The organism is Nitratireductor sp. (assembly GCF_017794765.1).
Classification (GTDB): Bacteria; Pseudomonadota; Alphaproteobacteria; order Rhizobiales; family Rhizobiaceae; genus Nitratireductor.
On record NZ_CP051236.1, the window covers coordinates 832,883 to 857,356 of the forward strand.

22 protein-coding genes and 1 pseudogene (1 of these 23 running past the window's edge) are annotated in these 24,474 nt (G+C 62.4%); 15 read left to right on the forward strand and 8 right to left on the reverse strand.

From position 1 onward, the window contains the following. Positions 1-2 precede the first annotated feature (2 nt). From HF949_RS04070 to HF949_RS04080, 3 genes are all read right to left on the reverse strand, one after another. Complete coding sequence (locus tag HF949_RS04070; protein ID WP_292898423.1) at positions 3-1,559, reverse strand: formate dehydrogenase beta subunit; 1,557 nt, start codon at positions 1,557-1,559, stop codon at positions 3-5. Continuing rightward, complete coding sequence (locus HF949_RS04075; RefSeq protein WP_292898424.1) at positions 1,556-2,029, reverse strand: formate dehydrogenase subunit gamma; 474 nt, start codon at positions 2,027-2,029, stop codon at positions 1,556-1,558. Before HF949_RS04075 ends, HF949_RS04070 begins: the two co-directional genes overlap by 4 nt. Before the next feature lie 95 nt (positions 2,030-2,124). After that, positions 2,125-3,024 (reverse strand): LysR family transcriptional regulator, encoded by a 900-nt coding sequence (locus HF949_RS04080; protein ID WP_292898425.1) that lies wholly within the window; start codon positions 3,022-3,024, stop codon positions 2,125-2,127. Positions 3,025-3,153: 129 nt separating this feature from the next. Here HF949_RS04080 and HF949_RS04085 point away from each other — a divergent pair, with 129 nt between their 5' ends. Together HF949_RS04085 and paaG are read left to right on the forward strand one after the other, a co-directional pair. After that, the gene (locus tag HF949_RS04085; protein WP_292898426.1) at positions 3,154-4,314 is read left to right on the forward strand and encodes an Mrp/NBP35 family ATP-binding protein; all 1,161 of its coding nucleotides are present in this window, start codon (positions 3,154-3,156) and stop codon (positions 4,312-4,314) included. A gap of 70 nt (positions 4,315-4,384) precedes the next feature. Continuing rightward, a complete protein-coding gene (gene paaG, locus HF949_RS04090; protein WP_292898427.1) occupies positions 4,385-5,182 on the forward strand; it encodes a 2-(1,2-epoxy-1,2-dihydrophenyl)acetyl-CoA isomerase PaaG in 798 nt (265 codons plus the stop codon). 14 nt (positions 5,183-5,196) lie between these two features. On the opposite strand, the pseudogene HF949_RS17635 reads toward paaG, so the two are convergent. Next, positions 5,197-5,298, reverse strand: a pseudogene (locus HF949_RS17635) (IS110 family transposase); the annotation flags it as partial. A 379-nt stretch (positions 5,299-5,677) separates the two neighbouring features. Continuing rightward, on the reverse strand, positions 5,678-6,154 hold the full coding sequence (locus HF949_RS04095) for an SRPBCC family protein (protein WP_292898428.1): 477 nt from the start codon (positions 6,152-6,154) through the stop codon (positions 5,678-5,680). 147 nt (positions 6,155-6,301) lie between these two features. On the opposite strand from HF949_RS04095, the gene chrA reads away from it, so the two are divergent. Next, positions 6,302-7,510 (forward strand): chromate efflux transporter, encoded by a 1,209-nt coding sequence (gene chrA / locus HF949_RS04100; protein WP_292898429.1) that lies wholly within the window; start codon positions 6,302-6,304, stop codon positions 7,508-7,510. 11 nt (positions 7,511-7,521) lie between these two features. Here the strand turns inward: chrA and pdxR are convergent, their stop codons facing one another. Beyond that, on the reverse strand, positions 7,522-9,015 hold the full coding sequence (gene pdxR, locus HF949_RS04105) for a MocR-like pyridoxine biosynthesis transcription factor PdxR (protein WP_292898430.1): 1,494 nt from the start codon (positions 9,013-9,015) through the stop codon (positions 7,522-7,524). Positions 9,016-9,105: 90 nt separating this feature from the next. On the opposite strand from pdxR, the gene pgi reads away from it, so the two are divergent. The 8 genes from pgi (at position 9,106) to HF949_RS04145 (ending at position 19,455) form a co-directional block, all read left to right on the forward strand. After that, positions 9,106-10,818, forward strand: coding sequence for a glucose-6-phosphate isomerase (gene pgi / locus HF949_RS04110; protein ID WP_441338384.1), 1,713 nt, complete (start codon positions 9,106-9,108; stop codon positions 10,816-10,818). A gap of 211 nt (positions 10,819-11,029) precedes the next feature. Next, positions 11,030-11,968 carry an N-acetylmuramic acid 6-phosphate etherase gene (gene murQ, locus HF949_RS04115; RefSeq protein WP_292898432.1) on the forward strand — a complete coding sequence of 313 codons (939 nt, stop codon included), beginning with the start codon at positions 11,030-11,032 and terminating at the stop codon, positions 11,966-11,968. A gap of 67 nt (positions 11,969-12,035) precedes the next feature. Next, complete coding sequence (locus HF949_RS04120; RefSeq protein WP_292898433.1) at positions 12,036-13,559, forward strand: ABC transporter substrate-binding protein; 1,524 nt, start codon at positions 12,036-12,038, stop codon at positions 13,557-13,559. Positions 13,560-13,762: 203 nt separating this feature from the next. Further along, positions 13,763-14,722 (forward strand): ABC transporter permease, encoded by a 960-nt coding sequence (locus HF949_RS04125; protein ID WP_292898434.1) that lies wholly within the window; start codon positions 13,763-13,765, stop codon positions 14,720-14,722. Further along, positions 14,722-15,561 (forward strand): ABC transporter permease, encoded by an 840-nt coding sequence (locus tag HF949_RS04130; RefSeq protein WP_292898435.1) that lies wholly within the window; start codon positions 14,722-14,724, stop codon positions 15,559-15,561. The genes HF949_RS04125 and HF949_RS04130 overlap by 1 nt, the downstream gene beginning before the upstream one ends. Next, entirely contained in the window at positions 15,558-17,303 is a 1,746-nt protein-coding gene (locus HF949_RS04135) for an ABC transporter ATP-binding protein (protein WP_292898436.1), read from the forward strand. The genes HF949_RS04130 and HF949_RS04135 overlap by 4 nt, the downstream gene beginning before the upstream one ends. 2 nt (positions 17,304-17,305) lie before the next feature. Further along, positions 17,306-18,319 (forward strand): serine hydrolase domain-containing protein, encoded by a 1,014-nt coding sequence (locus tag HF949_RS04140; protein ID WP_292898437.1) that lies wholly within the window; start codon positions 17,306-17,308, stop codon positions 18,317-18,319. A gap of 8 nt (positions 18,320-18,327) precedes the next feature. Beyond that, positions 18,328-19,455 carry an anhydro-N-acetylmuramic acid kinase gene (locus HF949_RS04145; RefSeq protein WP_292898438.1) on the forward strand — a complete coding sequence of 376 codons (1,128 nt, stop codon included), beginning with the start codon at positions 18,328-18,330 and terminating at the stop codon, positions 19,453-19,455. Here the strand turns inward: HF949_RS04145 and HF949_RS04150 are convergent. Then, entirely contained in the window at positions 19,452-19,889 is a 438-nt protein-coding gene (locus HF949_RS04150) for a GNAT family N-acetyltransferase (RefSeq protein ID WP_292898439.1), read from the reverse strand. The genes HF949_RS04145 and HF949_RS04150 overlap by 4 nt on opposite strands. An 80-nt stretch (positions 19,890-19,969) precedes the next feature. Then, positions 19,970-20,866 carry a dihydrodipicolinate synthase family protein gene (locus HF949_RS04155; RefSeq protein WP_292898440.1) on the reverse strand — a complete coding sequence of 299 codons (897 nt, stop codon included), beginning with the start codon at positions 20,864-20,866 and terminating at the stop codon, positions 19,970-19,972. A 193-nt stretch (positions 20,867-21,059) separates the two neighbouring features. Between HF949_RS04155 and HF949_RS04160 the strand changes: the two genes are divergently transcribed. The 4 genes in view from HF949_RS04160 to HF949_RS04175 are tightly spaced (at most 56 nt apart) and all read left to right on the forward strand, a layout consistent with a single transcriptional unit that may run on beyond the window. Beyond that, on the forward strand, positions 21,060-21,815 hold the full coding sequence (locus tag HF949_RS04160) for an FCD domain-containing protein (protein ID WP_292898441.1): 756 nt from the start codon (positions 21,060-21,062) through the stop codon (positions 21,813-21,815). Between the two features lie 45 nt (positions 21,816-21,860). After that, positions 21,861-22,823, forward strand: coding sequence for a sialic acid TRAP transporter substrate-binding protein SiaP (locus tag HF949_RS04165; protein WP_292898442.1), 963 nt, complete (start codon positions 21,861-21,863; stop codon positions 22,821-22,823). A 56-nt stretch (positions 22,824-22,879) separates the two neighbouring features. Beyond that, positions 22,880-23,359, forward strand: a complete 480-nt coding sequence (locus HF949_RS04170; protein WP_292898443.1) for a TRAP transporter small permease — start codon at positions 22,880-22,882, stop codon at positions 23,357-23,359. Next, positions 23,356-24,474 carry the 5' portion of a TRAP transporter large permease gene (locus HF949_RS04175; protein WP_025031153.1) on the forward strand. The gene runs 156 nt beyond the window's last position, so 1,119 of the gene's 1,275 nt are visible here — the first part of the coding sequence; its start codon is at positions 23,356-23,358; its stop codon lies off the right edge, out of view. The genes HF949_RS04170 and HF949_RS04175 overlap by 4 nt, the downstream gene beginning before the upstream one ends.

A 24,474-nucleotide genomic window follows, 5' to 3' on the forward strand; every position in this document is an offset into this window, starting at 1 on the left:
TCCTATTCCGCCGCTTCGCGCATGGGCGCGGGGCGGAAATCTTCCGGGAAATGGGTCAGTGCGCTCATCACGGGGTAGGGCGTGAAGCCACCCAGCGCGCACAGCGATCCGAACTTCATCGTGTTGCAGAGATCGGTCACGGTCTCGATCTGCTCTTCGGGCGCGATGCCCTGCTTCAGCCGGTCGAGCACCTCGACACCACGCGTCGAGCCGATGCGGCAGGGCGTGCACTTGCCACAGCTTTCGACAGCACAGAACTCCATGGCGAAGCGCGCCTGCTTCAAAAGATCGACCGTGTCGTCGAAAACCACGATGCCGGCATGGCCGATCAGACCATCCTTCGCGGCGAAGGCCTCATAGTCGAATGGCGTGTCGAACAGATCGCGTGGCCAATAAGCGCCGAGCGGACCGCCCACCTGCACGGCGCGCACGGGACGGCCGGTGGCGGTGCCGCCGCCGATATCGTCCACCAGCTCGCCGAGGGTGACGCCGAAGGCGGTCTCGAACAGCCCGCCATGTTTCACATTGCCGGTGATCTGGATCGGAATGGTGCCGCGCGAACGGCCCATCCCGAAATCGCGATAGTAAGCGCCGCCCCTGTCCAGAATGATCGGGACGGAGGCGAGGGAGATCACATTGTTGATGACGGTCGGCTTGCCGAACAGGCCTTCGTGGGCAGGCAGCGGCGGCTTGGCGCGCACCTGGCCACGCTTGCCTTCCAGACTGTCGAGCAGCGCCGTTTCCTCACCGCAGACATAGGCACCCGCGCCGACGCGTACTTCCATGTCGAAGGCGTATTCCGAGCCGAGTACGCTTTTGCCGAGTATGCCGGCTGCGCGGGCGGCATCGATGGCCTCGTTCAGGATCTTGTGAACATTGGGATATTCGGAGCGCAGATAGACGTAGCCTTTGGTCGCGCCCACGGCGATGCCGGCAATCACCATGCCCTCGATGAGAACGAAGGGATCGCCCTCCATGATCATGCGGTCGGAAAACGTGCCCGAATCGCCTTCATCGGCGTTGCAGACGATGTATTTCTGCGCACCCTCAGTGTCGTGGACCGTTTTCCACTTGATGCCGGTGGGGAAGCCCGCGCCGCCACGGCCCCGCAGGCCGGAATCTGTGACCTCCTCGACAATGCCGAGCGGCGTTTTTTCCAGCGCGTTGCGCAGGCCGCGGAGGCCGCCATGGGCCTCATAATCCTCAAGCGAGACAGGATCGATGATGCCGCAGCGCGCGAAGGTCAGTCGGGTCTGCTTTGCAAGGAAGGGGATTTCCTCGGGCCTGCCGAGGGAGAGGTCGTGCGCGCTGCCTTCGATCAGGCCGGCATCGAACAGGCCTGCCACGTCTCCTGGCTTCACCGGACCATAAGCCACGCGACCTTCGGCGGTTTCGACCTCGACCATGGGCTCAAGCCAGAACATGCCGCGTGAGCCGTTGCGGACGATCTTTGCGTCCAGACCGCGTTTTTCGATTTCCTCGCGCGCGGCGGCGGCAACCTTTTCGGCGCCCAGCGCCAGCGCACCGGCATCGCGCGGTATGTAGATGTTGATGGTCATGCGCGCACCTCTGCTGCGATTTCCTCGGCCCGCGCCTCATCCAGCCGGCCAATGACCTCGCCGTTGAGCATGGCGGAGGGCGCACAGGCGCATAGACCGAGGCAATAGACGGGCTCCAGTGTTACCGCGCCATCGGCGGAGGTCTCATGAAACCTGATGCCGAGCAGCTTCTGCAGCTTCTCGGCGACCGCATCGCCGCCCATCGACTGACAGGCTTCAGCCCGGCAAAGCTTCAGCACATGACGGCCAGCCGGCTTCTCGCGGTAGTCGTGGTAGAACGAGACAACGCCATAGACTTCGGCGCGTGATAGATTGAGCGCTTCGGCGATGATGGGCAGGCTCTCGCGCGGCACATAGCCGAGTTCCCGCTGAATCCCATTGAGGATGGGTAATAACGGGCCTTCTTCATTCTTCCAGCGGTCTATGATGGGCTCGACCGCGGAAGCGATTTCGGTACGTGCTTGCTGCATCTCGCAGCGCCCTCCCTAACGATGCTCGTTCTGGAGGAGAAACAAATCCTGTTGCAAGGATCAATATAGCATATTCGTCGCTCGATAGAAAATCTCTATCGCTGCGCCGCGTATCGCTGTGCCAGAAGTCCGGCTTCGTAGAGCAAGGCTGAGACCAGTGGAGTGTGCGGTTCACGTTTGACCGCCACAAGCCCGACCAGATGGCTGGCGTCCGGTTCGACAATCGGGATGGCGCGGATTGGCTCTGCAAAACCCAGAACCTCCGCAAGGTTGAGCGGCATGATGGAAGCCCATTTGCCAGTGCGGATATGGGAGAAGAGCACGATCATCGAATTGGATTCGAGCGTCGGGTGCGCCGTTGCCCCCACCTCTTCCAGATGTTTGTTGATGATGCGCCGGTTTTGCATGTCGGGCGTGAGGAGGCAGAGTGGCAGCTCGGCAACTTCCTTCCATGTTACCGTGTCGCGGTCTGCAAGGCGGTTGGCGGCTGCCGTAATCAGCTGGTAGCGCTCGGAATAGAGCGGTACGGACGCGACATGGCCTAGCGGTTCATTGTCGAGATAGGTGATTCCTATATCGATCTCGAAATTCTCCAGAAGCGACAGCACTTCCAGCGAGGTGCGCGAGATGACGGAGAAGGTGACGTCTGGGTGCTTTTCACGAAAGGGCGTGGTGAGTTCGGGCAGCATGGCGAGTGCCGTGGGAATGGCGGCAATGCGCACATGGCCGGCAAGGCCGCTTCTTGCAGCTCTCATCTCGGCGCGCATGGTACGCGTGTCGCCAACGATGCGTCGCGCCCATTCCAGAACCCGCTGGCCCTCCGGTGTCAGCCCCTGAAAGCGCGAACCCCGCTGGACGAGCATGACGCCAAGCTGGTCCTCGAGCTGCTTGATGGCGGCAGACAGGGTGGGCTGCGTGATGCCGAGCTCTGCGGCGGCTCGCCCGAAATGCTGCTCTCTGGCAAGCGCGATAAAAAATTCCAGCTTGTCGATCATGGCGTGACGCTACATCGGTGATGCGCCACCGGCAACGTGCAATACCCACAATGACGGTCGGCCAATTTGCCTCTCTTGGCCCGCGCGCCCATCTGCATTATCTGAAGGAAAACGCAAAGGCACGTGCACATGACTCTCGACAGACAGACCGTCATCGACCGCTTGCGGTCCGTGAAGGGGCCTGACCTCGAAGGCGATATAGTTTCGCGGGGGCTGGTTTCCGAGATATTCATCGCAGACGGCAAGGTTTTCTTCTCGATTACGGTCCCGGCAAAACGCGCTCAGGAACTTGAACCTTTGCGCCAGGCGGCGGAGAACGCGGTGAAATCGCTGCCGGGCGTCAAGGGCGCGATGGTTGCACTTACGGCGGAAAAGGCAGGTGGCGGCATGGGCACGACACCACCTCCGCGACCCAAACCCGCACAACAGCGCCCTGCTCCGGGGGGGGCTGCTGCACAAGCCGGCCAGCAACCGGCCAAGCAGGATGTGCCGGGCATCAAGGCAATCATCGCCGTGGCGAGCGGCAAGGGTGGCGTCGGCAAGTCCACCACGGCGGTCAATCTGGCGCTGGGGTTGAAGACGCTGGGCCTGAAGGTCGGTATTCTGGATGCGGACATTTACGGCCCTTCCATGCCGCGCCTGCTTGGGCTGAAGGGCAAGCCGGAAACCGCCGATGGGAAGACGCTGAAGCCGATGGAGGCATTCGGCGTGAAAGTCATGTCCATGGGCTTCCTGGTTGAAGAAGACACGCCAATGATCTGGCGTGGCCCTATGGTCGTTTCGGCGCTGCGCCAAATGCTGCGTGACGTCGCCTGGGGTGAACTTGACGTGCTCGTGGTCGACATGCCACCCGGCACGGGCGACGCACAGCTGACCATGGCGCAGCAGGTGCCGCTCGCCGGTGCAGTGATTGTTTCAACACCGCAGGATCTGGCGTTGATCGACGCGCGTAAGGGGCTGAATATGTTCAAGCGGGTGGATGTCCCGCTACTCGGCATCGTCGAGAACATGAGCTACTTCGTGGCCCCCGACACGGGCAAGCGCTATGACATTTTTGGTCATGGTGGCGCGAAGGCGGAGGCGGAGCGGCTGGGCGTCCCCTTCCTTGGCGAGGTGCCGCTGACCATGGATGTGCGCGAGACCTCGGATGCAGGAACGCCGGTCGTTGCGTCAAACCCCGACGGAGTACAGGCCATAGTTTACAGGGACATCGCCGGAAGAGTTCGGACCCATCTCGAAGCTGCGATGCAGAATGCGGCGGATGAAGCACCGGCCATCGTTTTTGAATAAAATGGTTGCGGCAATTGATTGATGGTGCGGTGCGTGTAAAAAGCGCTGCATCCAATCAAGGGGGATTTCCATGAGCGCCGCGACCTCGCAGACCGTGCTTCACGAACGCCATAATGGATGGCACCGCATCACGCTCAATCGACCGGAGAAGCTGAATTCCTTCAACGAGGAGCAGCACACGGCACTGCGCGAAGCACTGGAGGCATGCTCAGCAGACCATACATGTCGGGCGGTGCTTCTGACCGGGGCAGGGCGCGGCTTCTGCGCCGGACAGGATCTGGGCGACCGCGACCCGGCAAAGCTCGAGGACAAGCCCGATCTCGGCTATACGATTGAGAATTTCTATAATCCGCTGGTGCGCAAGCTTAGGGGCATGAACAAGCCCATCGTCTGCGCGGTTAATGGGGTGGCTGCCGGTGCTGGCGCCAACATTGCCCTGGCCTGCGACATTGTGCTGGCGGCGAAATCGGCGAAGTTCATCCAGGCCTTTGCGAAAATCGCGCTGGTGCCGGATTCCGGCGGCACCTGGTTCCTGACGCGCATTCTTGGCGAGCCGCGCGCCAAGGCGCTGGCGCTGACGGGCGAGCCACTTTCGGCGGAGGATGCAGCCAACTGGGGCCTGATCTGGCGCGCGGTCGAAGACGATGCGCTGATGAGCGAGGCGGAGGCGCTGGTGGAGAAGCTGGCCAGCGGGCCGACCCACGCCTATGGGCTGATCAAGAAGGCAATCCATGCCGCGCCGGGAAGTTCACTCGATGCGCAGCTTGAGCTGGAGCGCGAATTGCAGCGTGAGGCCGGCCGCTCGGACGATTACCGCGAAGGGGTCTCGGCGTTTCTCGAAAAGCGCAAGCCAGTCTTCAAGGGCTAGAGTATCCGTGTTGGTCAAGCACGTTCTGGTTCCCATTTTCGCTTGTCCCTTATCAAGGCATTTGCGAGTACGACGAGCTTCCGCATGATGGCTGTGATTGCCTTTTTGGGCGGCTTTCGCCATCGCTCATCCGATGAGCGTCGAGATGGTCTTTCGAGATGTCGACGCCGATGGTATCGTTGGTCATCTTTCACTTGTCCTCTGCTTGTCATCCGGAGCCGAACCCCGGGTATCCGTTCAGGACCAAAGAGAAAGACGAGGGCGATCCGACTCTAGCTCGACCCGTCAAACGGTCAGCATTTCAACGATCCGACCCTCGCCGCTGAGGGAGGGCGCCTACCCTCTCACAGCGGTTCCTTTTTCCCCTGTTTCGCAGAGAAAGTCATAAGACAGGCATTTTGCAGTCAGGCGGAGGCACCTGACTCTCGCATAAATGAGGGAAATCAGACAGATAGAACAGGGCAGCGTTTCCGTGAAACTGTGATCCGCTCCCGGTCAGGAGGCTGCGGCTTCCCCGGCATCGCCACCGGTAACGCGGGCGTTGAAATCGGAGAAGAACTGGCCGGCAAGCTTCTTCGAGGTGGACTGGATAAGGCGACTGCCGAGCTGGGCCATTTTGCCGCCCACATCCGCCTTGGCGCTGTAGCTTAAGATCGTGGCATTTGGCCCGTCTTCCTTCAGCGAAACGTCTGCTCCGCCCTTGGCAAATCCTGCCACGCCGCCCTTGCCTTCGCCCGTGATCGTGTAGGAATGCGGCGGGTTGAGGTTGGTGAGTTCGACCGCGCCGTTGAACTTCGCCTTGATGGGGCCGATCTTGAGGGTGACGACAGCCTCGAATTCGGTGTCTGATGTCTTGTTCAGCTCCTGGCAACCGGGAATGCAGTCTTTCAGAACCTCGGGATCGTTCAGCGCCAGCCAGACCGTTTCCACCGGCGCTTCGATGCGTTCTTCACCTTCGATGACCATGGCCATGACGCGTTCCTCCTGAGACGGTGTTCCAGATCTGGCTAACCCACCGGCTACGTCTTGTCCATCCATGCGGCCACCGCCACTGTTGTCTTGCGGGTGACATGTGTCGCATTTATTCGACAGCGAATCGGATGAAGGGTGGGGCGGACAATGAATGGGGGCAAACCGGAGCGTGGCGAACGGGCAGGGACGGTAACAGAAGTTTTCGGCGCGTTTTTAAGGCTCGGCGTCACGTCCTTCGGAGGCCCCATAGCGCATCTCGCCTATTTCCGTGACGCTCTCGTCCTGCGGCGCAAATGGCTCGATGAAGCGGCCTATGCCGACCTGGTGGCGCTGTGCCAGTTCCTGCCGGGTCCGGCGAGCAGTCAGGTGGGGTTCGCGCTTGGCTATATGCGAGCGGGCCCGCTCGGCGCTGCGGCGGCATGGACCGCTTTCACACTGCCATCCGCACTGCTTCTCTTCGTCTTTGCCATGTTTGCCTCGGCACTCGACAATCCGGTCGGCCAGGGGCTGCTGCACGGGTTGAAGATCGTGGCCGTGGCCGTGGTCGCACAGGCAGTGTGGGGCATGGCGCGTGCGCTGTGCCCGGACCGCGAGCGCGCGGGAATCGGCCTTGTCGCGCTGGTTCTGGTGACGGTTTCAGCGAGTGCCTTTGCGCAGATCGGCGCCGTCGTGATTGGTGCGCTCCTTGGCTGGCTTTTCTGCCGAAACAGGGTGGAAGGCGATGGTGCGTCGATCTCGCTCGGGGTGTCGAGGCGGGCCGGGGTAGTCTGCACCCTCCTGTTCTTGTTGCTGCTTTTCGGGTTGCCGCTTGCCGCGCCCATGGCTCAGGGGCTCTCGGTGTTCGACACGTTCTATCGTGCCGGCGCGCTGGTGTTTGGCGGCGGCCATGTGGTGCTGCCGCTCCTTGAAGCGGGTGTCGTCGAGCCCGGCTGGGTGACGCGCGATGCGTTTCTCGCAGGCTATGGTGCTGCACAGGCCGTCCCCGGCCCACTCTTCACCTTCGCGGCCTATCTGGGCGCGGTTCTGGGCCCGGTGCCGAATGGGCTGGCAGGCGCTGCCATTGCGCTGATCGCGGTGTTTCTGCCGGGGTTCCTGCTGCTTCTGGGCGTCGCGCCGTTCTGGGACCGGTTCCGGCAACTAAACGCGGCGCGGGCCGCAATGATGGGCACAAATGCCGCCGTGGTCGGAATTCTGGCGGCGGCGCTTTACGAGCCGCTGTGGACGACCGCGATCCAGGCGCCTGCCGATTTTGCCGTGGCGGCGGTGGGCTTCATTCTGCTCACCATGTGGAAAGCGCCACCATGGGTGGTGGTGGCGCTTTGTGCCGTGGCGGGCATGGGGCTCACTGCGCTCTGACAGTGTCTGCTTTATGCCGCCACACGCCGATACTCGGATGCTGCCGCCGCCAGCTCGCGTATGCCGGGCTCGATCTGCTGCGCGGCGATGGATGAAATGCCAAGCCGCATGAAGGGTGTCGGCTGGGTGCGTCCGAGGAAGAAGCGGGCGCCCGGCTCGATCAGAACGCTGCGCCGCGCCGCCGATTTTGCAAGGACGGCCGAATCGAGCCCGGGCGGGCCTTCAAGCCAGAGCGACGTGCCGCCGCGAATGTCGGCCGCATTCCAGTCCGGCAGGATGTTGCCCACGGCCTGAAAAAGCTTTTCGCGGCGCTCTTCGAAAGCCGCCGAAATGCGGCGAACGAGGGTGTCGTGATGCCCAAGCGACAGGAACAGTGCAACGGCGCGCTGGTTGTTCGCCGGCGGATGGCGCAGCATGAAGCGGCGCAATGCGCGAAGTTCGGCGATCAGGTCTGCAGGCGCCACGATGTATCCCATGCGCAGACCGGGCGCGAGCGTCTTGGACATGGAACCCAGATGCACCACGCGGCCATTGCGGTCGAGCCCCTTGAGGGCTGCCTGCGGGCGCTCGTCGGCGAGCTGGCTGTCATAATCATCCTCGATGACGATCCAGTCATTGCGCTCTGCCGCCTCCAGCAGTGCTTCCCGGCGGGCCTGGCTCAGCGGCACCATTGTGGGGCAGTGATGACTGGGTGTGGCAAAGACGAAGTCGGCATCCGCAGGGATCTGCGCCACGTCGATGCCCTGCCGGTCGACGGGAACGGGGGCGATCTGCGCGCCGGCAAGCTGGAAGATGGAGCGCGCATCGGGATAGCCGGGATTTTCCACAGCGACTTTCTTGCCGCGGGCCATGAGGAGGGTAGCGAGCATGTAGAGCGCGTGCTGCGAGCCGAGCGTGACGAGGATCTCATCGGGATTGGCGAAGATGCCGCGCCGGGGCAGAAGCCGCGCCTGGATCTGCTCGACAAGCAGCGGATCGTCGCGGTCCACCATGTCCGCCGCCCAGTTGCGGATCTCCAGCACGGCCAGCGCCATGCGGTTGCACTCGCGCCACTCGGCGGTTGGGAAAAGCGAGGGATCAAACTGGCCGTAGACGAAGGGGTAGGAAGCTTTCATCCAGTCTTCATTCTTGCGCGGCTCCGGCATTTCGCTGGCCAGAATCTGAAACCGCTTCTGCCAGTTAAGGCCATCCTTGCCACTCTGCTTGCGGGGCGGGCGCGGTGGCGCGGCCAGCACTTCGGGATTGACGAAATGACCGCGGCGCTCGCGCGCGATCAGAAAACCCTGGTCGACGAGCTGTTGAAAGGCGAGCACCACCGTGCCGCGTGCGACACCGAGCTTCTCTGCAAGAATGCGGCAAGATGGAAGCGGCATTGAAGGCGCGATCTGACGGTCGAGAATGGCCGACACGATGGCCTGACGAATCTGTGCCTGAAGGGTCTGCCCCGATTCAGGGGAGATCTTGAACAGGCCTGTCCACAGGGCGGTATCATTTCTGGCTGGCATTTGGGTTTCCTCTCCGGCGGGGGAGCCTACCCTTGGGTCAATGCATGTCAACCCTGGTACAATTGATTGTTCCAACAAGAAAATTGATGAATGCCAGCAAACCCCTGTTTCACTTCGTTTTGTTTGATAAAAGAACGGCGTTTCTTTTTGCAGGAGGCCTCCTTGGACACGGATTTTCAGAATGCACTCGCTGCCCTTCGGGAGCATCGCGCGAAAACCGCACCCATGGACATGCGTGCGGCCTTCGCCTCGGATCCCGAGCGGTTCAATCGCTTCTCGCTTTCACTGGATGACCTGACTCTTGATTGCTCGCGCACTGCGGTGGACGAGAAGGCGGTGGACCTGCTGATCAAGCTGGCCGAAGTGGCGGCGCTGGAGACTGCACGTGACGACATGTTTGCCGGCAAGCGCATCAATGTCACCGAAGACCGCGCCGTGCTGCACACCGCTCTGCGGGCGCTCTCGGGCGGGGCCATCGAGAATGACGGCTACGATGTCATGCCCGAGGTGCGCGCGGTTCTGGAGGCGATGGACGCCTTTGCCGATGGCGTGCGCAAGGGCGCGATTCGCGGCGCGACCGGCAAGGCTTTCACCGATGTGGTGAACATCGGCATTGGCGGCTCCGATCTCGGACCGGTAATGGTGACGCGGGCGCTCTCACCCTATTGTGACGGGCCGCGTCTGCATTACGTCTCCAACGTGGATGGCGCGCATATCGCCGATACGCTGGCCGGGCTCGATCCCGAGACCACGCTCTTCATCATCGCCTCCAAGACTTTCACCACCATCGAGACGATGACCAATGCGCGCACCGCACAGAAGTGGATCGCGCAAAAGCTTGGCCAATCAGCGACGGGCGATCATTTCGCGGCCGTTTCCACGGCGCTCGACAAGGTCGCGGATTTCGGTATCGACGAAAAGCGCGTATTCGGTTTCTGGGACTGGGTCGGCGGTCGCTATTCGCTCTGGTCTGCCATCGGCCTGCCGATCATGATCGCCATCGGTGCCGATGATTTCCGCCGGCTGCTCGCCGGTGCGGAGGCGATGGATCAGCATTTCAAATCGGCGCCGTTGAGAGAGAATTTGCCGGCTATGCTCGGCCTGATCGGCTATTGGCACCGCGTCGTGTGCGACTATCCGGCTCGGGCCATCATTCCCTACGATCAGCGGCTGGAGCGGTTGCCCGCCTATCTGCAGCAGCTCGACATGGAATCGAACGGCAAGGGTGTGCAGCTTGACGGATCGCCGGTAATCACCCCCACGGGCCCGCTTGTCTGGGGCGAGCCGGGCACGAACGGGCAACACGCCTTCTTCCAGCTTCTGCATCAGGGCACCGACATCATCCCCGTGGAGTTCATGCTGGCGGCGGAAGGGCATGAGGCAGGGTTGCAGCATCATCACGACCTCCTTGTCGCCAATTGTCTGGCGCAGGCGGAAGCGCTGATGAAAGGGCGCACGCTGGAAGAAGCCGAGACGCAGCTTCTGGAGAAGGGCGTGCCCGAAGCCGAAGCGAAGCGCCTGGCGCCGCATCGCGTGTTCACCGGCAACAGACCCTCGCTCACCATTCTCTATCGCAAGCTCGATCCGTTCGCGCTGGGCCGGCTGATCGCGCTCTACGAACATCGCGTTTTTGTGGAAGCGCAGCTCTTCGGCATCAATGCCTTCGATCAATGGGGCGTTGAGCTCGGCAAGGAACTGGCGACCGAGCTTCTGCCCGTGGTGGAGGGCAAGGCCGGCGCGGACAGCCGTGATGCGGCGACCAGCGGCACGGTGAACCGGTTGATGGAGCTACGCAGGGGCTGAGCGGTTCGCCACCGGCGTTTTTCATTTTCCACTTTAATGGCCGCTTGACGGGCGCGCACTTGCCCGCACGACGGCTGCTTGCCAAGAATGGAATATATTATTCTCGATTGGAATTGACTCTTGGAATTATCAATTTTAACACTTCCGTAAGGCGTCAGGCTTGCGGGATGCGGGCTTCGCCACAGGCAGACTTGTTAATTTCGGAGTGTCCATGAACGCGCAGACGCTGATGTCGGAGCTGGAAAAGCTTGTGTCGGAGGGCCGCAACCCGGACACGATGCAGATCGATCTTCAGCCGACAACCGAAATTCTGAACCTCATCAACGCCGCCGACAGGGATGTGCCGCTGGCCGTCGAAAAGGTGATCCCGCAGATCGCTGAGGCGGTCGACCGGATTGTCGAGGCGTTCCAGAATGGTGGAAGGCTCATCTATATGGGCGCGGGCACGAGCGGACGGCTCGGTGTGCTCGACGCTTCGGAATGCCCGCCCACCTTCAGCGTCCCCGAAGACATGGTGACCGGTGTGATCGCTGGCGGCGATCACGCATTGCGTCACGCTGTGGAAGGAGCAGAAGATGACCCGGCGCAGGGTCGTCAGGCGCTGGAAGAGCGCGGTCTGACAGCCAAGGATGTCGTGGTAGGCATCGCGGTGAGCGGCCGCACGCCCTATGTGATCGGTGGGCTGAATTACGCCAAAGAGATTGGTGCGACAACCGTTTCGCTGTCCTGCAATCCGGATTCGGCCATCGGTGCCATTGCCGACATCGCCATCGCGCCCGTGGTGGGGCCGGAAATCCTGACGGGCTCGACGCGGATGAAATCGGGCACGGCGCAGAAGCTCATCCTCAACATGCTCTCCACGGCGAGCATGATCCGGATGGGCAAGATCTATCAGAACCTGATGGTGGACGTTAACATCAGCAACCAGAAGCTCATGGCGCGCGCCTCGCGCATAGTCATGGAGGCAACGGGGTGTTCTGCTGATGAAGCCGAGACTTTGCTTGAACGCAGCGGCAATGATGTGAAGCTCGCCATCTTCATCGCGCTGACGGATATGGATGTAGCGGAAGCGCGCGCCGCCCTTGCAAGGGCTGGCGGGTTTCTGCGCAAGGCAATAAACGAAAGGCAGCAGCAAGCTGCAAACAGGTGAAGCAGCCATTCATGCGACCGTTCATTGGGCGGTTGCAGGCATCAAACGCTCTCGGAGGGAGAAGATCATGGGACAGTCTTTGATGAAGAAGTTCGCCACCTCGGTGGCATTCGCAGCCGCGCTTGGCGCGGCCACGGCGGTGGTGCCCGCATCGGCGGAGACGCTGCGCATGGCCTGGTCGCAGGATGCGACCGGCCTTGACCCGCACAAGCAGACGGCGTTTTCCTCGCTGCGTCTTCTGGAACTGGTTTATGAGCCGCTGGTGCGTCTCAATGCCGATCTGGAGATCATTCCTGCCCTCGCCGAATCCTGGGAGTTCTCCGAGGATGGCAAGACGCTGACCTTCAAGCTCGATGCTGACGCAAAATTCCAGAACGGCGAAAAGGTGACGCCAGCGGATGTGAAGGCGTCGTTCGAGCGCGTTCTGGATGAGGCCACGGGTGCAGCCGCACGCGCCAACTTCACCTCCATCGAGAGCATCGACACGCCGGATGAGACCACCGTTGTCTTCAACCTGTCGCAGCCGGACGTTCCGATGCTGACGGCGATGACGGGCATCAACGCGGCAGTCGTTCCGGCGAGCGAGATCGAGGCCGGCACGATCGGCACGAAGGCGATCGGCTCCGGCCCGTTCAAGCTGGATAGCTGGGAGCCGAACCAGAAAGAGGTTCTGAGCGCCAATCCGGACTGGGCCGGCGGCGAGGTGAAGGTGGACGGCATCGATATTTCTGTTCTGCCGGACGAGACCGCCATTCTGGCGGCCCTGCGCACCAAGCAGGTGGATTTCGCGCTGATCAACGATCCGCTCGTGGCCACGCTGGTGCCGAACGAGGCAAGCCTGGAACTCAGCCGCACGCCGGTTCTGGCCTATCATGTGCTGCAGCTGAACCCGTCGCGCGAGCCGATGACGGAACAGGCCGTGCGTCAGGCGATCTCCTGCGCCATCGACCGTCAGGACGTGCTCGACACCGCGCTTCTGGGCGAGGGTGCGGTGACCGGCCCGCTGACCATGCCGGCCTACCGTTCGGACCCGGGCGCGCTGTTCTGCTATGAGCGCGACGTCGAAAAGGCCAAGCAGCTCATGGCCGATGCCGGCTATGAAGACGGCTTCTCCGCGACGGTGATCGCCGCCACGGGCGAGCCGCCCACAGCCGCTGCCGAGGCGCAGGTCATCCAGTCACAGCTTGCCGAAATCGGAATCAAGCTCGACATCAAGATGATGGAGCTCAACGTTTATGTGGACACCTGGCTGAAGGGTGATTTCGACATGGCGGTGGCACTGAATGGTGGCCGCGCCGATCCTTATTCTATGTACAACCGCTACTGGACCAAGGACGGCAATCTCCAGCATGTCGCCAATTATATCGACGACACGCTGGACAGCCTGATGCAGGAAGGCCGCGTGGAGACCGACTTCGACAAGCGCAAGGAAATCTTCGCGAAATTCGAGACGCATCTTGCCGAGGTTTCGCCGTGGATCTGGCTCTACACGGGCTACACCTACACCGCGCAGCAGAAGAACGTGAAAGGCTTTGTGCCTTCCCCGACCGGCACGCTGTTTGGCCTGACCGAGGTGAGTGTGGGCGAGTGATTGTGATGTGGGGTCGCACGTTCATGTGTGGCCCCGTTTGCGCCCAGCGCCCTCGTGGTTCGTGGTTCGACAAGCTCACCATGAGGGGTGTCGGCGCTAGCCCTCATGGTGAGCTTGTCGAACCACGGGGGCGGCATGAAGGGCTCGACCCTTAACAACCGCGCAAGACGATTGCAGTTAGAAGGACACGGAGTGAAAGCTTCATGAATTACCTGGCCCGACGGCTGATGACCTTTCCATTGGTCATGCTCGGGGTGTCCGTCCTCGTCTTCGTCTCGATCCGGCTGGTGCCGGGCGACGCCATCACCGCCATGCTGGGAACCGAGGCCGGGCTTCTGACCCCCGACCAGCGCGCGGCGCTTGAGGCCTATTTCGGCATCGATCAGGGCTGGTTCACGCAATACTGGCGCTGGCTTGCGGGTGCGGTTCAGGGCGACCTCGGCGTGTCCGTGACCTTCGGCAAGCCGGTGCTCGACGTGATCCTTGAACGCTTTCCGCTAACGCTGGAACTCGCCCTTCTCTCCATGGTCATCGCGCTCGCCATCGGCCTGCCGGCGGGCATCTTCGCCGCCACGCGCAATGAAAAGCCGTCGGACCTCGCCGTGCGAATCTTCGCGATGATCGGCCAGTCGACGCCGAATTTCGTGTTCGCGCTTCTGGCGATCTATGTGCTGTCGGTGGGCTTCGGCGTGCTGCCGGCCATGGGCGAGTTCACGCCCTTCCTTGAAAATCCGCTGCGCAATCTGGGGCAGATGATCCTGCCGGCGTTGACGCTGGGTTTTGCGTTCGCTGCTGCGGTGACGCGCATTTCGCGCTCGGCCATGCTCGACATTCTGAGCGACGATTACATCCGCACCGCGCGCGCCAAGGGCGTGCCGGCGCGCAAGGTGATCTGGCGGCATGCGCTGCCCAACGCGCTGATCCCGGTGGTGACGCTGAGCGGCGTCGAGTTTGGCTATCTCCTGGGCGGCGCGGTGATCGTGGAGCAGATTTTTGCGCTGCCGGGTCTTGGGCGCATGGTGCTCGACGCCATTTTGCAGCGTGACTATGCGCTGGTGCAGGGCTCGGTCCTGTTCATCGCGCTCAACTTCATGATCGTGAATCTTCTGGTCGATCTCGCCTATGCGATGCTCGACCCGCGCATTCGGCTGGGGGGCAAGTGATGCAGTTGCTGCGCGCCATTTTCAGCCATTCGAGTGGCCGCATCGGCGGCGCCATCGTTGGCCTTTACATCATCATCGCCATTCTCGGGCTTCTCGGCATCACGCCGCATGACCCCCTGATGCAGTTCCGTGTCGACCGCCTGCATGCGCCCGACGCGACCTACTGGATGGGAACGGACCTGTTCGGCCGCGATGTGGCGAGCCGGTTGATGCTGGGCATCAGCCAGTCCTTCATCGTCGCCTTCGCCTCGGTGGCGCTGGCCGCCGTGGCGGGCATTGTGCTCGGTCTTGCGGCCGCATGGTTCGGCGGCTGGTGGGACGGCACGATCATGCGTTTCATGGACGTGCTACTGGCCTTCCCGGCGATCCTTCTGGCGCTGCTCATCATTGCCATTGTAGGGCCGGGCACCTGGACCAGCGTGATGGCCATCGCCATTGTCTACACGCCGATCTTCACCCGCGTGGTGCGCGGGCCGGCGCTCTCTCTGAAGACGCGCGACTTCGTGGACGCTGCGCGCACCTTCGGTTCGAGCCGCAACTACATTCTGACACGCCATCTGATGCTGAACCTCGTCGCGCCGCTGACTGTGCAGGTGACGCTGGCGCTCGCATGGGGCCTTTTGACGGAGGCGGGCCTGAGCTTTCTCGGTCTCGGCACGCAGCCGCCGGCCTCGTCGCTCGGCCTGATGCTCGCCGACAGCCGCAATCTGATGGAGATGGCGCCCTGGCTCCTGATCTTCCCGGGCATTGCGATCATGATCGGCATTCTTGGCTTCAACCTTCTGGGGGATGCGCTGCGCGACATTCTCGATCCCAGAACGCGGAGGTCGGCCGCATGACATCGCTTCTGTCCGTTTCAAACCTGCGCGTCGGTTTTGGCCGCAAGCCCGAAGACAATGAAATCGTCCATGGCGTGAGCTTCGATCTCGCAGCCGGCGAGACGCTGGCCATTGTCGGCGAAAGCGGCTCGGGCAAATCCGTCACCGCGCTGTCAATCAACCGGCTGGTGGATTTCGGCGGCGGGCGCATTCTGGATGGCTCCATTCAATTCAACCGCGAGAACGGCACGATGCTCGATCTGGCCGCAGCCGGCGAGCAGGAGCTGACGAAGATCCGCGGCGGCGAGATCGGCATGATCTTCCAGGAGCCCATGACCTCGCTCAATCCGGTTCTGACCATTGGCGAGCAGATCGAGGAATCGTTCCGCCTGCATCGCGGCCTGACCGGAAGGCAGGCGCGGGAAGCGGCGAAGGATGCGCTCGACCGCGTGCGCATTCCCGATGCCGCGCGACGCCTGAAATATTGTCCGCACCAGCTTTCCGGCGGCATGCTTCAGCGCGTGATGATCGCCACGGCGCTGTCGTGCAATCCGCGTCTTCTGATTGCGGATGAGCCCACCACGGCGCTCGACGTGACGGTGCAGGCGCAGATCATGGCGCTGCTCGCCGAGCTGAAGCGCGAGACCGGCATGGGCATGATCTTCATCACCCATGACATCGGCCTGGTGGCCGGCATCGCCGACAAGGTGATGGTGATGCAGAATGGCGAGGCGGTGGAGCAGGGACCGCTCGACGCGGTGCTGGATGCGCCGCAGCATCCCTATACGAAACATCTTCTGAGCGCCGTGCCGCATTTCGAGGCCGGGCGCGCCACGCGCACCGACTATCGCCGGGCAGATGCGCCCAGCGCTGCGCCGGCGCTTAAAGTGGAAGGGTTGACGGTTCGCTTTCCGGTGACCGGTGGTCTCCTGCGCCGGCAGACCGGTGCGGTTCATGCGGTGGACGGGGTCGATTTCGACCTGATGCCGGGCGAGACGCTTGGCATTGTCGGCGAAAGCGGCTCGGGCAAATCGACCACGGCGCGCGCCATTCTGGGGCTGGTCGAGCCGACGCGCGGCACCTTCTCCGCGAACACGAATGGCGCGGCGCGGCAGAGCGGCAAGCCGGTGCAGATGGTGTTTCAGAACCCCTATGCCTCGCTCAATCCGCGGCTTCGGGTGGACAGCATTCTGGCCGAGCCGGTGATTGCCGCCGGCGGCGGGCTGAAAGGCGAAACGCATGCGCGCATGCGCATGCTGCTCGACCGGGTGGGCCTGCCTGAGAACGCGCTTCAGCGCTATCCACACGAGTTTTCCGGCGGCCAGCGGCAGCGCCTGTGCATCGCCCGCGCGCTGATGCTGAACCCGTCCGTGGTGGTGCTGGACGAGGCCGTCTCGGCGCTCGACGTTTCGGTGCAGGCCAAGGTGCTGGAGCTCCTGGTGGATCTGCAGCGCGAGTTCGGTCTTGCCTATCTCTTCGTCTCGCACGACATGGCGGTGGTGGAGCGCATCGCGCACCGCATCGCGGTGGTCTATGCGGGGCAGATCGTCGAGATCGGCGATGCGGCGTCGGTCCTTTCCGATCCGAAACACGCCTATACGAAACGGCTGATCTCGGCGGTGCCGAGCGTCGACCGGCGCAAGGAGACCTTCGAGGTGGACACGCGGCAGGTGCCCTCGCTGGTGCGGCCACTGGGCTTTGAGCCGGAGCCGGCCAACTGGCAGAGTTTTGGTCCCGACCACATGGCACGGGCGGAGGCATGAGCATGACGGAGACGCCCGGTTTTGCGCCGCGCTTCGAGCGCGCCTTTGCCCTGCTGAACGCTTCGGTAGAGGCGGGGCGCATTCCCGGCGGGGTGCTCGGTGTGATCGACCGGGATGGCGGGCGCATGGTGCGCGCCACCGGCTTTGCGCAGCGCGTGCCGCATGAGCGTGAAATGCGAACCGATACCTGGTTCGACCTCGCATCGCTGACCAAGGTGATCTTCACCACCACGCGCATTCTGGAACTGGCGAAAGAGGGCGTGATCGATCTCGATGCGCCGCTCACCACACTCCTGCCGGATCTGCGCCAGTATGATCCGGGCGCATGGGAAAGGCAGGTGACCTTTCGCCAGTGCCTCGGCCACCAGACGCCGTTTCCGGCGGTGGAGCCGATCTACACCTATGGCCGCGATGCGGACCTTTTGCGCGCCTTCATTCTCCAGCGGCGCTGGGAAAAGGGCCCGCCGGTCTATTCCGACATCAATTTCATTCTACTCGGTTTCGCGCTGGAGCGGCTTGAAGGCAAGCGGCTGCGCGATTTCGATCCGGGGCCGGGCTTCGCCTTTGCCGCCGATCCGGAAAAGACGGCGGCGACCGAGGACTGCACATGGCGGCACCGGGTGCTGTGCGGCGAGGTGCATGACGACAATTGTTCAGCGCTTGAGGGCGCGGGGCATGCCGGACTGTTCGGCACGGCAGATGCGGTGCTCGATTTCGCGGCCGGGCTTTTTGCGGGCGACACGGAAGGTGATGAGACGGTGGCGCTGATGCGCACGCCGCTTTCCGAAAAGCGCACCCACGGCTGGGAACGGCCATATGACAACTGGCCCGGCGGGGCGCTGGCCAGCGCCGGCACCATAGGCCATACGGGTTTCACGGGAACAGGGCTGTGGGTCGATTTCGACAATGGCCTTGCGTGGACCCTTCTCACAAACCGCATACATCCGACCCGGCATTTCGACAGCGGCATCGCTGCGCTGCGACAGGCGGTCGGCGATTGCATGAACGCAGGATAGGAACGCACATGGCTGAGGGATTCGAACCGATCTGGGCTGTCGGCCTGATGACCGGAACCGTGCTCGACGGAAATATCGACGTGGCGCTTCTGAAAACGGACGGCGAGCGCATCGAAGCGTTCGGCGCTTACACGCTGGCGCCCTATCCGCAATCGACGCGCGACCTTCTGGAAGAAACGCTGCAACAGGCGCGGGCGTGGAATTTTAAAGGCGATGAACCGGCGATCTTCGCCGAGGCGGAAGAGGTTTTGACGCGTGCGCAGTCAGAGGCCGTGCGAGAGCTGGTGGAAAGCCATGGCCTCACCATGGCCGATATCGGCGCAGTCGGTTTCCACGGGCAGACGGTTCTGCACCGTGCGCCGCAGGAAGGGCGTCTCGGCGAGACGCGGCAGCTCGGCGATGGCGGCCTGATGCACTCCATTCTGGGCTGTCCGGTGGTCTATGATTTCCGCTCGGCGGACATGCGCGCCGGTGGGCAGGGTGCGCCGCTTTCGGCAGCCTATCACGCGGCTCTCTTGCGCGATGTGGATGCGAGCGGCGAGACAGCGGTGCTCAATCTGGGCGGCGTGGCCAACGTGACCTGGTGGGACGGTGCGGACCGGGTGATCGCGTTCGACACTGGCCCGGCAAACGCGCCGATCAACGATTTCGTCAAGGCACACGGGCTTGGCGAGATGGACCGTAACGGCGCGCTTGCCGCTTCCGGCACGGTGGACGAGGCGCGGCTGGCGGAGCTTTTGAAGCATCCCTATCTCACCGCGCCCTATCCGAAATCGCTCGACCGGTTCGACTTCGGCGCCTCCATGGCGGACGGGCTCGATGCCAAGACGGGTGCGGCGACGCTGACGGCCTTCACCGCATCGGCGGTCGGCAAGGCGCTCGATCTTCTGCCGGTTCGGCCCAAGCGGCTTCTTGTGTGCGGCGGTGGCCGGCACAACCCGACCATTATGAAGATGCTGGGGGAACGCGCCGGCGTGGAAGCAGCCCCCGCCGAAACAGTGGGCTGGCGTGGCGACGCCATCGAGGCCGAGTGCTTCGCTTTTCTGGCGGCGCGCGTGCTGCGCGACCTGCCGATCAGCTTCCCGACGACGACGGGCGCGCCCGAGCCGCTGCGCGGCGGAAAGATCGCCCGTTAATCGCTGGCCGCTGGGTTGAGCCGCTTCTGAAGAAAGATGCGGCTGCGGCCTTTCGGAAAGTCATCCATCCGGCCGAACTCTTTATAGCCCTGGCGCGTATAGGCCTTTTCCGCGCCGGGATTGAACGTGTCGATGAAGGCTCCGTGGCAGCCGCGGCGCTCTGCCTCTTCTTCCGCCGCAGTCAGCATGCGCCCGGCCATGCCCTGCCCGCGCAGGCTTTCATCCACCCACAGTTTCTGAACGTAGAGCCAGCCCCATGCGGTGTAGCCGGAAATGCCGGCGACCACCGCACCGCGTTCATCGCGAACGAGGATGGCAAGTGTGGCCTTTTCCGAAGGGCCGACATCGGCGTCGTTGAATGCGGCGAGTTCGGTTTCCACCCGTTCGAGCGCCGCCTCATCCGGCGTATCGGTGATTTCGATTGTCACGCTCATGGTAATCTCGCCTCTCCGCACTTTGCGTCAACTGTTCTAGCCGACAGACCGGAATCAGCAAGGCGCGGAGAGAGCGAAAATCAGCCCACCCAGGCGGCGATTTCCGGATCGGCCAGAATGGCACTCATGCGCGCTTCGCAATCGTCGACCAGCGGGGCCAGCGGCAGGCGCGTCGGCCCGCAGTCGACCCCGCGCAGGCGGAGTGCTGCCTTCATGCCCGGCAGCACGCCGGTCTCCATCAGGGTTTCTACGAAGCACTGCGAGATCGTCTGCAGTTCCTGGGCTCGCTCCAGCGAACCCTTCTTCACCGCCTCGTTGAGCGCTGCATAGAGCCTGCCGAGCAGATTGTAGGTGGTTCCGATGCCACCATGCGCGCCCATGACCGCGCCTGAGAGATAGACTTCGTCAAAACCGAAGAAAAAGGTCTTTTCGGGAAACCGTCGCCGCAGGGTGGCAAACTTGAAGAGGTCCATCGAGGTGAACTTGATGCCACCGACGCCGGGGAGGGTGAGAATGCGGCCGAGCAGGTCAAGACTGAAGGGACGTCCCGTGCGGACCGGCACCTCATAGACAATGAGCGGCAGGTCGGTGGCGGCTGACAGCGCTTCGTAGTAGGCGAAAATCTCCCGGTCCGAGAAGGGGTAGGCGTGGGGCGGCAGGGCCGAAAGGCCACGATAACCGAGCTTTTGCGCATTCTGTGCGAGCCGGATCGAATCCCGAAGATTGGGAACGCCCACATGCGCGATCAGTGTTGCGGCGGAGTCTCGCACATCTTCAGCGACGACCGCCTGCTGCGCCAGAAGTTCATCAACGCCCAGAAGCCCCGATTCGCCGCTGCTGCCGCCGACATAAAGCCCGTCGAGACCCTGCCCCAGCACATAGGCATCGATCGCCTTCTGGCGCCCGGGATCGAAATCGCCCGTATCGCTGAGGCCGGTGAGGAGGGCGGCATACATGCCCGCCAGCGGATTGGTCATGCGGCAGTTCCTTGCAGTTTAATATCGACGTTCTTGTCCTGCCTGCTGTGGAATCGTCTCTTCGGCAGGCTGGATCAGCATAGAAGGGGATTTTTGTTTGACAAGAAATATGTTTGGTAATACCAAAATATCAGTTTGGACAAACAGCTCTGCCGCACAGGCGTGAAGGCGGGGCCCAGCCGGAGTGAGAAACGTGTCCGCTGCCCAGCCGGAAGAAATGGTGGAAACACGGCGTGTGTCCGATGAGATCGCCGAAGCGTTGATCGAGGAGGCGCGCGAGGGGCGGCTCGAAACTGGCGCATTTCTCCCGACCGAGCGCGAGCTTTGTGAACGCTTTTCCGCTTCGCGCCCAACGGTGCGTGCAGCGCTGCAGCAGATGCAGGCGCGCGGCTATGCGGAGGCCGGTGCGGGGCGCCGCCCGCGTGTGGCGCGTCCCTCCCTGCAGACGGTGCTGCAACTGGCCGGCGATCATATCCGTGACATTTTCGGCGATGCGGAAAGCGGCGCGCATCTCGAGCAGATGCGTCAGTTCATTGAAGCGGGCGCAGCACGCGAGGCCACCAAGCGTGCCGACAATGTGCAGATCGCAAAGCTGCGTGCGGCGCTGGAAGAAAACTTCGAGGCGATCGGAACTCCCGAATTCGCGCGCACGGATATCGCCTTTCACCGTGTACTCGTGTCGGTAGTCGGAAATCCGGTGATCCTTAGCCTGCATGACATGTTCGTCAGCGCCATGCTTGCGCAGCGGCCGCCAACGGATGACCCGGCCAAGCACGACACGGTGGCCTATGAAGAACACCGGGCGATCTATCAGGCCATCATCGATGGCGACATGATCACCGCGACGGATGTCATGGACCGACACCTGGCGCGCTCCTATCGCGCGCGGCTGAAAAGCCCGCGGAAGGTCTCCGACTACTTCCAGAAAGAAGAAGACAAGACTGACTGACCTGGCAGGCCGGGAAGCCTGTTCAACATTCCAAGGGAGGATTGCATGAAACTGATTTCGAAACTGATGCTCGGCGCGGCAGCGCTCGCCCTCAGCTCCGCTACACTGCAGGCGAAGGAACTGACCTTCGGCATGCAGGACAACGAGGTCTCGAATGTCTATCGCGGCGCGCAGGCGTTTCAGGAAAAGCTTGCCGAGATTTCGGGCGGCGAAATGACGGTGAAAATCTTCCCGTCCTCGCAGCTGGGCGACTTCAAGGCCATGGTGGCACAGGTTCAGGCCGGCGAGCTCGACATGGTCATGACCGGCTATCCGGACATGAGCTATGTCATCCCCGAGCTGAAGCTGATCGGCGCTCCTTATGTCGTGCGCGATTTCGACCATCTGCAGAAGATCGTTGCGGGCCCGTGGGGCCAGAAGATGGATGAGAAATTTGCCGCACAGGGCATCGAGCTCCTCGACACCTGGTATTACGGCACCCGCCAGACCACATCCAACAAGGCGATCGAATCCATGGACGACATGAAGGGCCTGCGCATGCGTACGCCAAACGTGCCGTTCCTCATCGCCTATGCCGAGAATGTGGGTGCGACGCCGGCGCCGGTGGCGTTCCAGGAGGTTTATCTCGCACTGCAGACCAACCAGGTGGATGCGGAAGAAAACCCGCTTCCGACCATCGAGGCGATGAAGTTCTACGAGGTGCAGAGCCACATCGCGCTCACCAACCACTTTGTGGCGTCCTCGGCGGTGCAGATTTCCAAATCGGTCTGGGATGGCCTGTCCGATCAGGAGAAGGAATGGGTGCAGACGGCTGTCGAGGCCGGTGGCGACGTCTCCGACGAACTGACCTTCAAGGCCGAGAAGGATCTGCTTGAAACCTTCAAGGAGCGTGGCCTGACCATTACCGAGCCTGATCTCGAGCCCTTCCGCGCCGCCATGAAGCCTTATTATGACGAGCTCGAAGCCGAGTTCGGCGAAGGGTCGATTGCCGAAGTCATCGGCGACTGAAACATGGGGTGGGGCGCTGGCCCCGCTGCCTTTCCCTCGATAGCTGGGGTCATCGCATGTCGTTTCTGCGCAGATACAGCCTTGAAGGCTGTGTCGCTTCCATTCTCTTCATCATTCTGTTTGGCGTACTCCTGATCCAGATTTTCGGGCGCACGCCGCTGTTCACCGGGCCGGTCTGGACCGAGGAAGCGGCGCGCTGGCTCTGGGTGTGGATGGCCTTCATCGGCATTGCCGAGGTGGAGCGCCAGAACGGTCAGCTGCGCATGGGCTTTATCGCGGACGCCCTGCCGCTCTCCTGGCGCCGCCTGCTCTTTATCCTGATTGACGTGGTTTATCTGGCGATCGTCGCCCATCTTGTCTGGATCTCCTACAAGACCGTTCTGCGCACCTGGAACAATGAAGCGGTGACACTGCCCATGAGCGATGCGGTTCTCTATGCATCCGGGCTGGTGGCCTCGGTCCTCATTCTGCATCGGATTGCGCGGCGGCTCGCCATGCTTGTGCGCGGTGGTGACGCCGGGGAGTTCCACCAATGATCCTTGCAACGATCGGTGCCGCCTGGCTCGTCATGGTGCTGGTGGGTGTGCCCATCGGCGTGGCCATGATCTTCGTCTCGATGGGCTATTTTTATTATTCGGGCATGGGCATTTCCTTTGCCATGCAGCGCATGGTGGATGGGCTGAACAGCTTCCCGCTGCTCGCCGTCCCGCTCTTCATCCTCGCGGCGGCAATCCTCAATTCGGCTGGCATCACGCGCCATCTCTTCGGCTTTGCGCGTGCGCTGGTGGGGCACATCACGGGTGGGCTCGGCCATGTGAACGTGCTCGCCTCGCTCTTCTTCTCCGGCATGTCCGGCTCGGCCCTTGCAGATGCAGGCGGGCTTGGAAAGATGGAAATCGAATCGATGCGCGAGGCCGGCTATGACGACGATTTCTCCGGCGCCGTCACTGCCGCATCGTCTATGATCGGCCCACTGGTGCCGCCGTCCATCACCATGGTGCTTTACGGCGTGGTGTCGAACACCTCGATCGGGCGGCTGTTTCTGGGCGGCATCGTGCCCGGCGTCCTGTGCGCGGCCTCGCTCATGGTCATGGTCTATGTGCTGGCCAGACAGCGCAACTATCCGCGTGACGCATGGCAGGGCGTGGGCAATGTCGGCGTGCTGTTCGTGAAGTCGTTCCCGGCGCTCGCCACGCCTTTTGTCATCGTTGGCGGCATTTTCAGCGGTCTGTTCTCGCCCACGGAAGCGGCGGCGGTGACCGTGCTCTATGCCATCCTGATCGATCTTGTTTTCTACCGCGAACTGACCCTGAAACGGCTCTGGGATGCAATCTACGAGACGACAACCACTTCCGCCTCCATCGCAACGATCGTCGCAGGCGTGGGGCTGCTCGGCTTCATCCTCGCCCGCGAGCAGGCGCCGCAGCAGATCACCCAGCTTTTCCTGACACTGACCGATGGGCCGCTCAGCTTTCTCATCGCTGTCAATCTGATGATCTTCCTGCTTGGCTGCTTCATCGAATCGCTGGTGATTCTCCTGATCGTGGTGCCGATCCTTGTGCCTGTGGCGATGGGATATGGCATCGACCCGATCCATTTCGGCATCATCGTGGTGCTGAACCTGATGATCTCGATCCTCACTCCGCCCATG